Here is a 15,840-nt window from a genome sequence, read left to right as displayed (position 1 = left end):
CCCATGCTCTCCCGTAAACGGCGACGAGCCTAGAACGCTCAGATGGATTGTCCAGAGACGAGTGGGAGAAGTTCCTCGGCGCCGCTCACTGGGTGGGGGCTGTGACACACGGCGCCGAGGGAAGCTGATTTGAGCTACCCGTCCGTTATGGCCCCCCTTTGCGGCGGCACGATGGTTGGTTCGGGGCCTTATTGTGACCGCGTGGTCCCCCCAGATCGAACCGCAGCGACAGCCGGTTCCACCCCTTGCGGCGTTCATAGCCGACGGCGCTGGACAGCTGCCGGATCAGAAACCAGCCGAATCCGCCTTCGGGCAGGTCCTGCAGGTCCCTATCGACGCTGGCCGGTTCGCCGGCGGGCACCCGCAGCCCGGGCAGGGGCCGGCCGGTGTCCCAGATCAGGATGTCCAGCCGGTCCGGGCGCAGCCGACACTCGACCCGGACCCGCGCCGGTTCCAGCCCGGCATAGGCGTGCTCAACCACGTTGTTGACCGCCTCCGCCAGCGCGATCTTCACGTCCGCCGCGCGCTCCTCGGTCAATCCGCGGGCGCCAAGCCTCAGGGCCAGCGTCGCGATCGCCGCGCTGGCCGCCGCTTCGGTCGCGGGAAAGCAAAGCTCCAGCCGGTTCTGATCCTGCAACCGTTCCACGCCGGTCCAGTCCCGCCCCGGGTCACTCCGCGCGCTCGGACAGGGCATCGTCGAGCGTGGGATAGAGGGTGAACACCGTGTCCATGCGCGTCAGCCGGAACACCTTTTCGACGACCGGGGTCAGCCCGGCCAGGTCCAGCCTGCGCCCGCCGCCCAACTGCTTCATCGCCGCGACGATCGCGCCCAGGCCGCTCGAATCGATGAACTCGACGGCGCTCAGGTCCAGGATCACCCGCTCCGGCCCGCCCTCGGTCTCGGCGCGCATGTCTTCCTTGAACTGAATGGCCATCGCCGCGTCGATCCGGTCGGCCCCGACGGTGATCACCTGCGTTGTCCCGGCCACTCTGCTGCTCAGGCTCATGCCCCGGTTCCCCCCGAAAAATTGACTGCGTTGCGTAGAAATACGCTAGACGCCAATTCTTACCATTCGGTATTCATCGCCCCGGATCAGAAGGAGTTTCGAGATGAAAGAGGTTGTGATCGCCGGTGCGGCCCGCACGCCGATGGGCGGCTTCCAGGGCATGTTCGACGGCGTCGGCGCGGCCGAGCTGGGCGGCGCCGCAATCCGGGCCGCGCTTCAGGGCGCCGGTGCCCGCACCGTGGACGAGGTTCTGATGGGCTGCGTGCTGCCGGCGGGGCAGGGCCAGGCCCCCGCTCGCCAGGCCGGATTTGCCGGAGGACTGGGCGAAGAAGTGCCGGCCACCACCCTCAACAAGATGTGCGGATCGGGCATGAAGGCGGCGATGATGGCCTTCGACCAGATCGCGCTGGGCCACGCCGACACCATGATCGCCGGCGGCATGGAAAGCATGACGAACGCTCCCTACCTGCTGCCCAAGATGCGCGGCGGGGCCCGAATCGGCCACGGCCAGGTCATCGACCACATGTTCCTCGACGGGCTGGAAGACGCCTATGACAAGGGCCGCCTGATGGGCACCTTCGCCGAAGATTGCGCCGAAGCCTACCAGTTCACCCGCGAGGCGCAGGACGAATACGCGCTGCAATCTCTGTCGAACGCGCTGGCGGCGCAGGACAGCGGTGCCTTCGCGGGCGAAATCGCCCCGGTCACCGTGACGACGCGCAAGGGCGAAACCGCCCATGACGCCGACGAACAGCCGAAATCGGCCCGCCCGGAAAAGATCCCGACCCTGAAGCCGGCCTTCCGCAAGGACGGCACCGTCACCGCGGCCAATTCCTCGTCGATCTCCGACGGCGCCGCCGCGCTGGTGCTGGCCTCGGCCGACGCCGCCGAGGCGCAGGGCCTCACCGTCCGCGCCCGCATCCTCGGCCATGCCAGCCATGCCCAGGCGCCGGGTCTGTTCACCACCGCGCCCGTTCCCGCCGCGAAGAAGCTGCTCGACCGCATCGGCTGGAGCGTCGACGACGTCGATCTGTGGGAAGTCAACGAAGCCTTCGCCGTCGTGCCCATGGCCTTCATGCATGAAATGGGCCTGCCGCGCGACAAGGTGAACGTCAACGGCGGCGCCTGCGCGCTGGGCCATCCGATCGGCGCCTCGGGCGCGCGGATCATGGTCACCCTGCTCAACGCGCTGGAAAAGCGCGGCCTCAAACGCGGCGTCGCGGCCATCTGCATCGGCGGCGGCGAAGGCACCGCCATCGCCATCGAGAGGGTTTGACCCTTCGCCTTTTTGCAAATACTCCGGGGGTGAATTGAGCCGCAGGCTCAAGAGGGGGCAGCGCCCCCTCCCATCCCCTCTGCACAGGCAAAGCCATGAGCGCCGATTACGACACCCTCGCCAAGACCATCGCCGCCCTCACCGAAGGCGAGACCGACCAGGTCGCCCTGATGGCCACCGTCACCTGCGAGGTGCATCATGCCGACGACCGTTTCGACTGGACCGGCTTCTACCGCGTGGCCGAGCCGGGCCTGCTCAAGATCGGCCCCTATCAGGGCGGCCACGGCTGCCTGGTGATTCCCTTCGACCGGGGCGTCTGCGGCGCCGCCGCCCGCACCGGCGAAGTGCAACTGGTGCCGGACGTGGACGCTTTCCCCGGTCACATCGCCTGCGCCTCCTCCACCCGGTCGGAGCTGGTCCTGCCGGTGCGCAATGCGGGCGGCGAGATCATCGCGGTCTTCGACATCGACAGCGACCAGCCGGATGCCTTCACTCAAACCGACGCTCAGGCGCTTAGCGCGATCCTGTCGCAGGTCTTCGCGCGCTGACGGATGCTCTGGCGTCAATGCGGCGCATGATCCGCAGGCGCCTCGCGGACATGCAGCCGCGTCGCGATCAGCACGCCGCCGATGATCAGCACCGCGCCAACACCTTGATAAATGTGTAGCCCCGCGCCCAGCACGAGGACGGATTCCACCGCCACGAAGATCGGCACGAGATAGGAAAACAGCGAGGCCGCCGAAGCGCCGATTTCCGCCGTGCCGAAGTTGAGCAGATGAAGGTAAAGCGCCCCCATGCCGACACCTATGAACAGGATCGACCCCCAAACCTGCCAGGAATAGTCGAAGGGCTTCGGCGCGCCGGTCTCGTAAGCGATGACAAAGGGCGACATGATGAGGCAGCCGAGAACGAGGATGACGAACAGGCCCTCTTCGGGCTTGGGGTGCAAGTCCCATTTCTTGAGAAGGACCAGGTAGAGACCCCGGAACGCGTTGGAGGCGATCATCAGAAGAAAGGCGAGGTGCGGCTTGAACTCGCCGAGGTTCGCAAGGCTGCCCCGGAACACGAAGACCAGGGCTCCCACAAGCGCCAGCGCAACGCCAAGGTATTGCAGCGGACGCAGCCGCTCGCCCAGCAGAAGCGCCGAGATGAGAATGGTCCACAGCGGCACGCTCGTGTAGCCGGCCCCGAGATCTATCAGGTCGTTCGACCGCAGCGCCAGGTAGACCAGCCAGGGCGTGAACACGACGCCCACGGTCGCAAGCACCGTCATGCGCAGCCAGTTTCCCAGAAAGCAGCCCAACGGATTGCCGCGCTTCACGATCACGAACGGCAGCACGCAAACAGCGGCGATCAGGCTGCGCCAGAACGCCAGCACAACCGGCGGGACCTCGTTGACCGCCAGGTTTCCGAACAGGAAGTTCCCGGCGCTGATCAGCATGGCCAGAAGCAGGGCGCCGTAGGCCAGTGTGGTCCTTCTGTCCTCCATGACGACATGAAATCACGTCCTGCCCGGCAGGCATAGCGCCGATGATCGGGGCAGCCACAGTCCAAGATGGGCTCAAGGCAGGCCGGCGCCGTATTTCGCAACCACCAGATAGAAAACCGCCGCCTGGACCACGACAATCGCGAACAGCCAGATGGAAAACCCGCGCTTGCGGGTCTTGTGGCGGAAGATCCAGCGGCCCAGAACCGCGCCGGGGCTGCCGCCGAGTGCGGCCAGCCACAGCAGCGTCCGTTCCGAAACGCGCCGCCGTTTCCCGCGCGCCCGCAGCTTGTCCCAGCCGAATGCCAGCAGCGTCAGCAGGTTGACGGCCCAGAGATAGATCACGGCATACCACATGGCCCCCGGATAGCAGCGCGCCGCCCGCACCGCCAATGAAAAATCTCTTGGAAATTTCACCGATTCGGGCCATCGTGAAAAACGCAGCTGAAATTTCACGAACGACGGAGCCGCCCGGTGAACAGCCAAGTCCCGCACAGCGCAACGCTCGGCGCCGACATCCGCGCCCTGCGCAAGGCGCGCGGCCTGACGCTGACCGGGGTCGCCGCGCGGCTCGACCGCTCCGTCGGCTGGCTCAGCCAGGTCGAGCGCGACATGTCCGAACCCTCGATCTCGGATCTGCGCCTGATCGCCCAATGTCTCGGCGTGCCGATGTCGATGTTGTTTGCCCATTCCGCGGCGCCTGCGGACGAGCAGGGCTATGTGGTGCGCGCCGGCGCCCGCCGCCCCATGGGCTCGGGCGAGGAGGGGCTGATCGAGGAACTGCTTTCCCCCGACCTGACCGACGATTTCGAGATGGTGCATTCCACCTTCCGGCCCCGCTCGCGGATGCAGACCCCGGCCAACCGCCCCACGCAGGAGGTGGGCTACATGGTTTCGGGCCGCCTCGACCTGACGATCGGCGACCGCAGCTTCACCGTCGGACCGGGCGACAGTTTCCGGATCCGGCACGAACCCTATCAATGGGCCAACCCCTATGACGAGCCCGCCGTGGCCGTCTGGGTCATCGCCCCGCCGGTCTACTGATGAGCTTCGAAGCCTGGACCATATTCGCGCTGTTCTGGGTGGTGTTCGTGACCACGCCGGGGCCGAACGCGGTCAACTGCATCTCGAACGGCATGAGCCTGCCGTTTCCCAAGGCGATGCTGGGCGTGCTGGCGATCCTGACCCAGGCCAGCGGCTTCCTGATCCTCTCGGCGCTGGGCGTCACGGCGCTGATCGCCGCCTCGGCCATCGGGTTCTTCATCGCCAAGCTGGTCGGCGCCGGGTTCCTGATCTGGCTCGGCATCCGCGGCTGGAGGAACGCCGCCAGGCCCGCGCCCGCCGCCGAGCGCCCCGCGCGCCACGTCTACCTGCACGCGCTGGCCGTCGCGGCGATCAATCCCAAAAGCGTCGCGGGCTACCTGGCCGCCTTCTCGCAATTCGTGCAGCCGGACGTGCCGATCTGGCAGCAGATGACGGTCATCATGCCCACCGCGCTGACCATCACCGCGCTCAGCTATACCGGCTTCACGCTGCTCGGCGCGCTGATGGGCAAGGCGGCGCTGGGCGCGGTCTTCAACACCTGGGTGCGCCGGCTCATGGCCGCCTGCTTCATCATCTACGGCGTGCTGCTGGGCACCAGCGCCGCGCCCGCAACCAAGGGGTAACGCGATGCATACCGGTTCCTGCCTGTGCGGTTCGGTCGCCTTCACCATCGACGGAGACCTGTCGCCGCCATCCGTCTGCCACTGCGGCCAGTGCCGCCGGCAGTCGGGCCATGTCTGGGCCTCGACCTCGACCAACCAGGACAATCTGCGCCTGACGGCCCGCGACACGCTGAGCTGGTTCCGCGCCTCCGGCACCGCCCGGCGCGGCTTCTGCGGCAACTGCGGCTCGTTCCTCTTCTGGCAGCACGATGACGAGGACACGATCTCGATCTCCATGGGGGCGCTCGACGCGCCCACCGGCCTGACCCTCGCCCGCCACATCTTCGTGGCGGACAAGGGCGACTATTACGACATCACGGACGACCTGCCCCGGCGGGCGCAATGACAGGGAAGCAAGATCATGAGTGATTTTCCGAACAAGGCCCGCGTGGTCATCATCGGCGGCGGCGTGGTGGGAACCTCCACGCTCTACCATCTGGGCAAGAAGGGCTGGACCGACTGCGTCCTGCTGGAAAAGAACGAACTGACCGCCGGTTCGACCTGGCACGCCGCCGGCAACGTGCCCACTTTCTCGACCTCCTGGGCGATCATGAACATGCAGCGCTATTCGACCGAGCTGTATTCGCGGCTCGCCGACGAGGTCGACTATCCGATGAACTACCACGTCTCGGGCTCGATCCGCCTGGCGCACAGCAAGGAGCGGATGCAGGAATTCGAACGCGCCTGCTCGATGGGCCGCTATCAGGGCATCCCGATGGAGATGTGGACGCCCGAGGAGGCGAGGGCGCGCTATCCCTTCCTCGAAACCCACGACCTGATGGGCGTGCTCTACGACCCGACCGACGGCGACATCGACCCGGCGCAGCTGACCCAGGCGCTGGCCAAGGGCGCCCGCGACCTGGGCCAGAAGATCCTGCGCTTCACCCCGGCCACAGGCGTCACCCAACATGACGACGGCACCTGGACCGTCCACACCGAAAAGGGCGATATCGCCTGCGATTACGTGGTGAACGCCGCCGGCTACTACGCGCAGCGCGTGGGCGAGTGGTTCAAACAGTACGGCGGGCGCACGGTGCCGATGATGGTGATGAGCCACCAGTACCTGCTGTCCGAGGAAATCCCCGAGATCGAGGCTTGGTCCAAGGAAAACGGCAAAAAGCTGCCCTTGCTGCGCGATGTCGATATCTCCTACTACCTGCGGCAGGAAAAGAACGGCTTCAACCTCGGACCCTACGAGCCCAATTGCCGGGCGCACTGGGCCACGGCGGACGACCCGATGCCCGAGGATTTCTCGTTCCAGCTTTGGAACGACGACCTCGACCGGATCGAGGACATCGTCACCGACGCGATGGAACGGGTGCCTGCACTCGGGACGGCCGGCGTTTCGCGGGTCATCAACGGCCCGATCCCCTACGCGCCCGACGGCCTGCCGCTGATCGGCCCGATGCCGGGCGTGAAAAACGCCTTCGAGGCCTGCGTCTTCACCTTCGGCATCGCCCAGGGCGGCGGCGCCGGCAAGGTGGCGGCGGAATGGATCGTGGACGGTCACACCGAATGGGACATGTGGGCGGTCGATCCGCGCCGCTATACCGACTACACCGATCACGACTACTGCGTGCAAAAGGGCATGGAGGTCTACGGCAACGAATACGCCATGCACTTCCCGCATCACGAATGGCCGGCCGCGCGCGACAAGAAGGTCTCGCCGGTCCACGCCAGGATCGGGGAACTGGGTGGCGTGATGGGCGTATACAACGGCTGGGAACGCGCCAACTGGTTCGCGAAGGCAGGCGACGACACCTCGCTCGAGGCGACTCATACCTGGGGCCGCTCCGGCCCGTGGGAGCAGCGGATCAGGGAGGAATGCGAGGCGGTGCGCGACGGCGTCGGGGTGCTCGACCTGCCGGGCTTCTCGCGCTTCAACCTGTCGGGCGACGGCGCCGCGGAATGGCTGCGCGGCATGATCACCGGCGGTCTGCCCAAGGCCGGGCGCATGAACCTGATGTATTTCTCCGACGACTGCGGTCGCATCCTGACCGAGATGTCCTGTCTGCGCCATTCCGAGGATCACTTCACCCTGATCACCGCCGGCGCGGCGCAATGGCACGATTTCGAGCTGCTCAAAAACGCGCTCCCGGCCGGCCTGTCGCTGACCGATCACACCACCGAATACGGCACGATGATCGTCACCGGCCCCAGATCCCGCGACCTGTTCCAGGCGATCGGAACCGAGGCCGACTTGTCCCTGCCGTGGCTGTCGCATCAGCCGGCGACCGTCGCGGGCCGGCCCTGCGCGCTGGCGCGCGTTTCCTTCGCCGGGGAACTGGGCTGGGAGGTGCATTGCGCCAACGAACACCAGCCGGCGATCTACGACGCGATCCTCGCGGCGGGGGCCAAACCCTTCGGCATGTACGCGCTGAACGCGCTCAGGATCGAAAAGGGCTACCGCGCGTGGAAGGGCGATCTTTCGACCGACTACTCGCTGCTCGAAGGCGGGCTGGACCGCTTCGTCAAGCTCGACAAACCGCAGGATTTCCCCGGCAAGGCCGCCATTCTCAGGGAAAGGCAGCAGGGCGTGAAAAAACGCTTCGTCACCCTGATCGTGGAGGCCGGCGACTGCGACGCGCCCTACATGTCCTGCCTGTGGCATGACGGGCAGATCGTCGGCGAAACCACCTCGGGCGCATGGGGCTACCGCGTCAACGCCTCGGTCGCGCTCGGCATGGTGCGCGCCGATCTGGCGGTCCCCGGCACCGCGCTCGAGGTCGAGATCTACGGCCAGAAATGCCGCGCCGTGGTGCAAGAGGATCAGCCGCTCTGGGATCCCGCCAACGAGCGCCTGCGCGCCTGACGCCCCGCCGATGACAAGGAGAGGACGATGACCGAAATCACGCTTCTGGACGGCTCCATCGGCCAGGAACTGGTGAAACGCAGCGGCGACCGGGCGACGCCGCTGTGGTCGACGCGGGTGATGATCGACAACCCCGAGCTGGTGGGCGAGGTCCACGCCGACTATTTCCGGCGCGGCGCTACCATCGCCACCACCAACACCTACGCGGTCCACCGCTCGCGCCTCGTCCGGGTGGGGATGGAGGACCAGGTGTCCGCCCTGATCGACACCGCCCTGGCTCAGGCCGAACGCGCCCGCGCCGACGCCCCCGGCGGCCGCGTCGCCGGATCGCTGGGGCCGCTGCTGGCCTCCTACCGCCCCGACCTCAATCCCGATCCGGAAGAGGCCGCCGGCAAGTACCGCGAACTGGTCGATCTGATGGCGCCGCGCGTCGACCTGTTCCTGATCGAAACCGTCTCGTCGGTGCAGGAGGCCGAGGGCGCGCTGCGCGGCACGCAGGGCTGCGGCAAGCCGGTCTGGCTGGCGCTGACGGTGATGGACGACGACGGCACCCGGCTGCGGTCGGGCGAGCCGCTGGCCGATGTCGCGCCGCTCGTGGACCGTTTCGGCCCCGAGGCGGTGCTGATCAACTGTTCCCGCCCCGAGGCGATCCCGGCCGCGCTCGACATCCTCGCGGCGCTGGGCCGGCCCTTCGGCGCCTACGCCAACGGCTTCACCCGCATCTCCGAGGCGTTTCTCAAGGACGCGCCCACCGTGGACGCGCTCGAACAGCGGCAGGATCTCGGCCCCGAAGCCTATGCCGATCACGCGATGGGCTGGGTCGCGCAGGGCGCCACGATCGTCGGCGGCTGTTGCGAGGTCGGCCCCGATCACATCTCGGAACTGGCCGGGCGCCTGCGCGCCGCCGGGCACCGGATCGTCTGAGGGGTCCGCAACATGGCGGCACCACAGGCGCCGGGTCCGGACCGGCAATGGCAGTTCGACGTCATCGTCGCCGACGGCTTCGTCCTGACCGAACTGGCCGGGGTCGTCGACGTGCTGCGCATCGCCAACCGGGTCTGCCCGCGGCCGCTCTTCAGCTACACCTACCGCTCGCTCCGGGGCGGCCCGGTCGCCAGCCGGGCCAGGGCCTATGTCGAGACGGAACCGGTCACCCGGCAGCCCCGCGCGGACTACCTCTTCGTCATCGGCAACACCGACCCGGACCATCCCGACCTGGCGCTGACGCGGGTGATTTCCGACTACACCCATCGCGGCGCGCAGGTGTACCTGCTGGCCGAGGCCGCCAGCCGCTACATCAAGGACAAGGGGGCCGAAGGCCACGCCACCCATTGGGAGAACACCTCGTTCCTGCGCGAGCGCGGCGCCGGGTTCGACGCCAACTACTCGATCGCCACGGAACACGGCCCCGTCGTCACCTGCGCCGGCATGGGCGCGACCGTGGACGTGACGCTGGCGGTGATCGGCCGCCACGTCTCGGGCGCGGCGCGGATGACCGTCGCCGACATCATGCTGCACGAGAACATCCGCGATTTCAGCTCCTTGCAGCCGTTTTCCGGGATCAAGGCCACCGCCACCGGCGACGACAAGCTCGACCAGTGCATCAAGATCATGCAGGCCAACATCGAAGACCCCGTTCCGATCAACGAGATCGTCGCGGCGCTCGACCTGTCGAACCGCTCGCTCGAGCGCAAGTTCAAGACGTTTCTCGGCACCACGCCCAACGGGTTCTACCGTGAAATGCGCCTCGCCAAGGCCAACAACCTGCTCATGAACACCACCCTCAGCGTGCGCGAGATCGGGTTGGCCTGCGGCTTTCCGAACGGGTTTTCCGCCATCTACAAAAGCGTCTACGGCGTCACCCCCTTTGCCCTGCGCCGCCAGCGCCGAACCGCTGGTGCAAGGTGATTATCGCCCGCGTTCTGACGTTTTTGATGGATTTCCTGCCGCCTTTCCGTGGCACGATGCCGGAAATCTGAAGATTCGGAGACATCGGAATGGTTGATCTTCCCAGCAAGGCCCGCGTGGTCATCATCGGCGGCGGCGTGATCGGATGCTCGGTCGCCTACCACCTGACCAAGAAGGGCTGGAAGGACGTGGTGCTGCTGGAACGCAAGCAGCTCACCTCGGGCACCACCTGGCACGCCGCGGGGCTGATCGCGCAGCTGCGCGCCACCGCCAACATGACCAGGCTGGCGAAATACAGCCAGGAACTCTACGGCTCGCTCGAAGAGGAAACCGGCGTCGCCACCGGCTTCAAGCGGGTCGGCTCGATCACCGTCGCCCTGACCGAGGAACGCAAGGAAGAGATCTACCGCCAGGCCGCAATGGCCCGCGCCTTCGGCGTGCAGGTCGAGGAGATCCCGAACGAGCGGGTGGCCGAGCTATACCCGCATCTCAATCTCGACGGCGTCAAGGGCGCGGTCTACCTGCCGCTGGACGGGCAGGGCGACCCGGCCAACATCGCGCTGGCCCTGGCCAAGGGCGCCCGCCAGCGCGGCGGCATCGTCAAGGAGCGCGTCAAGGTCACCGGCATCTCCCGGCAAGGGCGCCGCGTCACCGGCGTCGACTGGCAGGCCGACGACGGCAGCGCCTCGGGTCATATCGACTGCGACATGGTGGTGAACTGCGCCGGCATGTGGGGCCACGAGGTCGGGCGCATGGCCGGCGTCAACGTGCCGCTGCACGCCTGCGAGCATTTCTACATCGTCACCGAGGCCATCGACGGCCTGACCCAGCTGCCGGTGCTGCGCGTGCCCGACGAATGCGCCTATTACAAGGAGGACGCCGGCAAGATCCTGCTGGGCGCCTTCGAGCCAAACGCCAAGCCCTGGGCGATGGACGGCATCCCCGACAGTTTCGAATTCGACCAGCTTCCGCAGGATTTCGACCATTTCGAACCGATCCTCGAAGCCGCCTGCAACCGGATGCCCATGCTGGCCGAGGCGGGCATCCACACCTTCTTCAACGGCCCCGAAAGCTTCACCCCCGACGACGCCTACCACCTCGGCCTCGCGCCCGAGATGGACAATGTCTGGGTCGCCGCGGGCTTCAACTCGATCGGCATCCAGTCCGCCGGCGGCGCCGGCATGGCGCTGGCCGAATGGATGGACAGCGGCGCCAAGCCCTTCGATCTGGGCGACGTGGACATCAGCCGGATGCAGCCGTTCCAGGGCAACCGGAAATACCTGTTCGAACGGTCGAAGGAAACGCTGGGCCTGCTCTACGCCGACCACTATCCCTACCGGCAAAAGGCGACGGCGCGCGGCGTGCGCCGCACGCCCTTCCACCACCACCTCAGGGAACGGGGCGCGGTCTTCGGCGAACTGGCCGGCTGGGAGCGCGCCAACTGGTTCGCCAACGATGGCCAGGAGCGCGAGTACCAATACAGCTGGAAGCGCCAGAACTGGTTCGACAACGCCGCCGCCGAACATCGCGCCATCCGCGAGAATGTCGGCATGTACGACATGTCCTCCTTCGGCAAGATCCGCGTCGAAGGGCCGGATGCGCAGGCTTTCATGAACTACATCGGCGGCGGCGACTACGCGGTGCCGGTGGGCAAGATCGTCTATACCCAGTTCCTCAACCGCACCGGCGGGATCGAGTCGGACGTGACCGTCACGCGCCTGTCCGAAACCGCCTATCTGGTGGTGACCCCGGCGGCGACCCGTCTGGCCGACCAGACCTGGATGATGCGCCACGTGGGCGATTTCCGCGTCGTCATCACCAACGTGACGGCGGGCGAGGGGGTGCTGGCGGTGATGGGCCCCAATTCCCGCGCGCTGCTGCAGAAGGTCTCGCCCAACGATTTCTCGAACGCCGCCAATCCCTTCGGCACCGCGCAGGAGATCGAGATCGGCATGGGCCTCGCCCGCGCCCATCGCGTCACCTATGTCGGCGAACTGGGGTGGGAGATCTACGTCTCCGCCGACATGGCCGGCCACGTCTTCGAGACGCTGCACGAGGCGGGGCAGGACATGGGGCTGAAACTCTGCGGCATGCACATGATGGACAGCTGCCGCATCGAAAAGGGCTTCCGCCATTTCGGCCACGACATCACCTGCGAGGATCACGTGGTGGACGCGGGCCTGGGCTTCGCCGTCAAGGTCGACAAGGGCTGCGACTTCATCGGCCGCGAGGCGGTGATCGCGCGCAAGGAAACCGGCCCGAAAGCGCGGCTGGTGCAGTTCCGCCTGACCGATCCCGAACCGCTGCTGTTCCACAACGAGCCGATCCTGCGCGACGGCGAATACGTGGGCTATCTCAGCTCGGGCAATTACGGCCACACGCTGGGCGGCGCCATCGGCATGGGCTACGTGCCCTGCGACGGCGAAAAACCGGCGGATGTTTTGGCCTCGACCTACGAGATCGACGTCTGCGGCATCAAGGTCAGGGCCGAAGCCTCGCTGATACCGATGTACGATCCCAAGTCCGAGCGGGTGAAAGCCTGACGGCCGGGGCCGGCGGGGGCTCTGCCCCCGTCGCGCTCCGCGGAACCTCGCAGAATGCCGGCCGCCGGGCCGCCAGAGTCCGGGTTCCGATCACGATCCCTGATGCCCGCCGCAACAGAAACCTCTATTCCCTTTCGGGCACAACCTGCCGTAAGAACCGGGCACACCGTTCGGAGACCCGTGATGTCCCAAGCCGCGCTTCCCGCCGACACTGCGGACACCCCCAAGGGTTTGGCCCTTGCGGTCACGGCCTATGTGCTGTGGGGCTTCCTGCCGCTCTACATGAAGGCAATGGCGCATATCCCGGCGGTCGAGGTGGTGGCGCACCGAATCATCTGGTCGGTGCCGGTGGCGGGACTGCTGCTGGTGGCGCTGGGCCGGACCCGCGACCTGGTGGCGGCGCTGCGCAATCCGCGGATGCTGGCCATGGCCTGCCTGACCGCGGCGCTGATCTCGGTCAACTGGGCGATCTATGTCTGGGCCATCGCCAGCGGTAATGCGCTGGATGCGGCGCTTGGCTACTACATCAACCCGCTCTTCAGCATCGCCCTCGGCGCCATCCTGCTGCGCGAACCGCTGACCCGCATGCAGCTGGCCGCGGTGGCGCTGGCGGCGGCCGGGGTGCTGGTCCTGGTGCTGGAGGCGGGCGAACTGCCCTGGGCGGCGCTGGGCCTGATGGTCAGCTGGGGCTTCTACGCCTTTTTCAAACGCTCGCTTCCGATCGGCCCCAACCAGGGCTTCCTGCTCGAGGTGCTGATCCTGTTCCTTCCGGCCCTCGTCTATGTCATCTGGCTGGGGGCCGAGGGGGCCGGGCATTTCGGCCTGCAGGCCACGGACACCGCCCTGCTTGCCGGGGCGGGCGTGGTGACGGCCGTGCCGCTTCTGGTCTATGCCAACGGCGCCAAGCTGGTGCGGCTGTCCACCATGGGCATCCTGCAATACATCGCGCCGACGATGATCTTCATCACCGCCATCACCCTGTTCGACGAGCAGATCGGCCGCGGCCGGATGATCGCCTTTCCGATGATCTGGGCGGCGTTGGTGATCTATTCGGTCCAGATGCTGCGGCGGATGCGCCCTCAGCCCTGATCGCGGATGATCCGCGCCGCCGCCTCGGCCCAGAGCGCATAGGCGCGCGGGCTCGGGTGATAGCCGTCGGGCGCGGCCAGGGCGGGGTCGTCCGGCAGGTGCAGCGCCAGATGCCGCGCCTGCGGAAACCGTGCCGCCGCCTCCTGCATCGCCTGATCCAGCCGCGCCGCCTGCCGGCCCAGCACCCAGGCCAGCGGCTGCGGCAACGCCGGAAACCGGTGCATCGGCGGCACGCCCGTCATCACCACCCGGCGGACGCCAAGCGCCCCGGTCAGGTGCCTCAGCATTTCGTCCTGCCGCGCCGCGAACTGCGCCCGCGTGGTCAGGCGGGTCACGTCATTGACCCCGAGCGCCGTCACCGCCACGTCGAATGCCCCCTGCAGCCGCCGCAGCCGCTCCAGCGCATCGCGCGTCGTCTGTCCGGTCGCCGCCTCCAGCCGCCACTCGACGCTGTAATGCCGGCCCAGCTGCCGCAGCAGCTGACCCGCAAGCGCCTGTTTCTGGGTGCCCGCGCCGACCCCGGCCGCCGAACTGTCGCCGGCGATCAGCAACCGCAACCGCGGCCCGCGCCCCTCGCGCCCTTCGCGCGGCCCGGAAGGCTCGGGCAGCAAATGCGCGCTGCGGCGCACCGCCAGCGCCTGCGCCGCCAGCAGTGGCAACAGCGGCACCCGCAGGATCTGGTCGGCGGCGATCGGGCCGGGCATGGTCAGCTCAGCGCGTCGCGGAACCTGAGGAACCGCGCGTCGGTCATCACCCGCGCGTTCATCGCGTCGCGCAGCGCGCCCACGGTCTTGTAGGGGCGCATGACCACCTCGAACTCCTGGATCAGCCCGCCGTCATCGAGCGTGATCAGATCGACGCCCACCGCGTCCAGATCGCCGACCCTGCACTGGAACTCCAGCGCCCAGTCGCGGCCCTGGCCCATGATCCGGCGATAGCGGAAGTCGGACAACACCTGCCCGACATGGCCCAGCACCGCCGCCACCGGCTCGCGTCCTGTCCACGTCTTGTAATAGGTAGGCGGCAGGAACCGGACATCCTCGGCCAGCAACTCGTGGATCAGGCTCTCGTCGCCCTTGGCCACGACCTCCTGCAATTTCTCGATCGTCGGGTGCATGGGGCCTCCTTTCCGTTGCCGGCGAGAGTTGCGGAACCCGCCGCCCCACGCAAGGACGACGTTGCGAGAGGTGCCGGCCTGCGCTAGGCAGGCCCGCATGAGCGAGACCTACGATCCCCCCATGACGCCGCTGGACGTGCTGCACGAGGATGCGCAGCTGATCGTGGTCAACAAGCCCTCGGGCCTGCTGTCGGTGCCGGGCAAGGGCCCGCATCTGGCCGACTGCCTGCTGGGCCGCGTGCAGGCGGCGTTTCCGCAGGCGCTGCTGGTGCACCGGCTGGACCGGGACACCTCGGGCGTGATGGTCTTTGCCCAGACGCCCCACGCGCAGCGGCACCTTGGGCTGCAGTTCGAAAAGCGCCAGACCCGCAAGACCTATGTCGCGCGGCTCTGGGGCAGGCTGGAACCCAAGACCGGCACCGTCGATCTGCCGCTGATCGTGGACTGGCCGAACCGGCCGCTGCAGATGGTCTGCCATGACACCGGCAAGCCCGCCGTGACCGAATGGCGCGTCGTGAAACACGAAGGCGGCACGACCCGCGTGCGGCTGTTCCCGAAAACCGGCCGCTCGCACCAGCTGCGCGTTCACATGCAGGCGCTGGGCCACCCGATCCTGGGCGATCCCTTCTACGCGACGGGCGAGGCGCGCGATTTCCCCCGCCTGATGCTGCATTCCGAGGAACTGCGCCTGAAACACCCCGAGGGCGGCGTGTCGATGAAGTTCCGCGCCAAACCCGCGTTCTGAGCTGCGGTTGACAAGCGCCAAGCCGCCCCCATATGAGGGGCTCAGGTTCGGGTTCCCTGCCGCTCGCGGCCCGCAAGGCTCTGGTGAAACCCGGTCGATGAACGTCTGTTGCCCATTCCAACGGCGCACGGATGGCAATGCGAGCCCCGTC

At 67.4% G+C, this 15,840-nt stretch carries 17 protein-coding genes; 11 read left to right on the top strand and 6 right to left on the bottom strand.

Features of this window, described 5'->3' with window-relative positions:
* Nucleotides 1–145 precede the first annotated feature (145 nt).
* Both FGK63_RS17465 and FGK63_RS17460 read right to left on the bottom strand, forming a co-directional pair.
* Nucleotides 146–694 carry an ATP-binding protein gene (locus FGK63_RS17465; RefSeq protein WP_138844659.1) on the bottom strand — a complete coding sequence of 183 codons (549 nt, stop codon included), beginning with the start codon at nt 692–694 and terminating at the stop codon, nt 146–148.
* Nucleotides 669–1,007, bottom strand: a complete 339-nt coding sequence (locus tag FGK63_RS17460) for an STAS domain-containing protein (RefSeq protein WP_138844657.1) — start codon at nt 1,005–1,007, stop codon at nt 669–671. Before FGK63_RS17460 ends, FGK63_RS17465 begins: the two co-directional genes overlap by 26 nt.
* 103 nt (nt 1,008–1,110) lie before the next feature.
* Between FGK63_RS17460 and FGK63_RS17455 the strand changes: the two genes are divergently transcribed.
* Both FGK63_RS17455 and FGK63_RS17450 read left to right on the top strand, forming a co-directional pair.
* Nucleotides 1,111–2,283, top strand: coding sequence for a thiolase family protein (locus FGK63_RS17455; RefSeq protein WP_138844655.1), 1,173 nt, complete (start codon nt 1,111–1,113; stop codon nt 2,281–2,283).
* A gap of 95 nt (nt 2,284–2,378) precedes the next feature.
* Nucleotides 2,379–2,831 (top strand): GAF domain-containing protein, encoded by a 453-nt coding sequence (locus FGK63_RS17450; protein WP_138844653.1) that lies wholly within the window; start codon nt 2,379–2,381, stop codon nt 2,829–2,831.
* A 14-nt stretch (nt 2,832–2,845) separates the two neighbouring features.
* Here FGK63_RS17450 and FGK63_RS17445 read toward each other — a convergent pair whose 3' ends face one another.
* Nucleotides 2,846–3,772 carry a DMT family transporter gene (locus FGK63_RS17445; RefSeq protein ID WP_138844651.1) on the bottom strand — a complete coding sequence of 309 codons (927 nt, stop codon included), beginning with the start codon at nt 3,770–3,772 and terminating at the stop codon, nt 2,846–2,848.
* 72 nt (nt 3,773–3,844) lie between these two features.
* A complete protein-coding gene (locus tag FGK63_RS17440) occupies nt 3,845–4,186 on the bottom strand; it encodes a DUF1294 domain-containing protein (RefSeq protein WP_246044074.1) in 342 nt (113 codons plus the stop codon).
* A 57-nt stretch (nt 4,187–4,243) separates the two neighbouring features.
* Here FGK63_RS17440 and FGK63_RS17435 point away from each other — a divergent pair, with 57 nt between their 5' ends.
* From FGK63_RS17435 to rarD, 8 genes are all read left to right on the top strand, one after another.
* Entirely contained in the window at nt 4,244–4,813 is a 570-nt protein-coding gene (locus FGK63_RS17435; protein ID WP_138844649.1) for a helix-turn-helix domain-containing protein, read from the top strand.
* Nucleotides 4,813–5,436: a LysE family translocator gene (locus FGK63_RS17430; protein ID WP_138844647.1), complete on the top strand. Its 624-nt coding sequence runs from the start codon at nt 4,813–4,815 to the stop codon at nt 5,434–5,436. The genes FGK63_RS17435 and FGK63_RS17430 overlap by 1 nt, the downstream gene beginning before the upstream one ends.
* A gap of 4 nt (nt 5,437–5,440) precedes the next feature.
* On the top strand, nt 5,441–5,821 hold the full coding sequence (locus FGK63_RS17425; protein ID WP_138844645.1) for a GFA family protein: 381 nt from the start codon (nt 5,441–5,443) through the stop codon (nt 5,819–5,821).
* 15 nt (nt 5,822–5,836) lie between these two features.
* Nucleotides 5,837–8,287, top strand: coding sequence for a GcvT family protein (locus tag FGK63_RS17420; RefSeq protein WP_138844643.1), 2,451 nt, complete (start codon nt 5,837–5,839; stop codon nt 8,285–8,287).
* A 27-nt stretch (nt 8,288–8,314) separates the two neighbouring features.
* A complete protein-coding gene (locus FGK63_RS17415) occupies nt 8,315–9,211 on the top strand; it encodes a homocysteine S-methyltransferase family protein (RefSeq protein ID WP_138844641.1) in 897 nt (298 codons plus the stop codon).
* Between the two features lie 12 nt (nt 9,212–9,223).
* Nucleotides 9,224–10,195 (top strand): GlxA family transcriptional regulator, encoded by a 972-nt coding sequence (locus tag FGK63_RS17410; RefSeq protein WP_138844639.1) that lies wholly within the window; start codon nt 9,224–9,226, stop codon nt 10,193–10,195.
* 89 nt (nt 10,196–10,284) lie between these two features.
* Complete coding sequence (locus tag FGK63_RS17405) at nt 10,285–12,738, top strand: GcvT family protein (RefSeq protein WP_138844637.1); 2,454 nt, start codon at nt 10,285–10,287, stop codon at nt 12,736–12,738.
* Nucleotides 12,739–12,921: 183 nt separating this feature from the next.
* Nucleotides 12,922–13,827 (top strand): EamA family transporter RarD, encoded by a 906-nt coding sequence (rarD, locus tag FGK63_RS17400; RefSeq protein WP_138844636.1) that lies wholly within the window; start codon nt 12,922–12,924, stop codon nt 13,825–13,827.
* Here the strand turns inward: rarD and FGK63_RS17395 are convergent.
* Both FGK63_RS17395 and FGK63_RS17390 read right to left on the bottom strand, forming a co-directional pair.
* Nucleotides 13,818–14,531, bottom strand: a complete 714-nt coding sequence (locus tag FGK63_RS17395; protein ID WP_138844633.1) for an SGNH/GDSL hydrolase family protein — start codon at nt 14,529–14,531, stop codon at nt 13,818–13,820. The two genes, rarD and FGK63_RS17395, sit on opposite strands and share 10 nt — an antisense overlap.
* 2 nt (nt 14,532–14,533) lie before the next feature.
* Nucleotides 14,534–14,944: a nuclear transport factor 2 family protein gene (locus tag FGK63_RS17390; RefSeq protein WP_138844631.1), complete on the bottom strand. Its 411-nt coding sequence runs from the start codon at nt 14,942–14,944 to the stop codon at nt 14,534–14,536.
* 97 nt (nt 14,945–15,041) lie between these two features.
* On the opposite strand from FGK63_RS17390, the gene FGK63_RS17385 reads away from it, so the two are divergent.
* Nucleotides 15,042–15,689 (top strand): RluA family pseudouridine synthase, encoded by a 648-nt coding sequence (locus FGK63_RS17385; protein ID WP_138844630.1) that lies wholly within the window; start codon nt 15,042–15,044, stop codon nt 15,687–15,689.
* The last annotated feature ends 151 nt before the right edge of the window (nt 15,690–15,840 follow it).

The organism is Ruegeria sediminis (genome assembly GCF_005938215.1).
Classification (GTDB): Bacteria; Pseudomonadota; Alphaproteobacteria; order Rhodobacterales; family Rhodobacteraceae; genus Ruegeria; species Ruegeria sediminis.
Note: the sequence above shows the minus strand (reverse complement) of the source record. Positions and strands in the feature narration are given on the sequence as shown.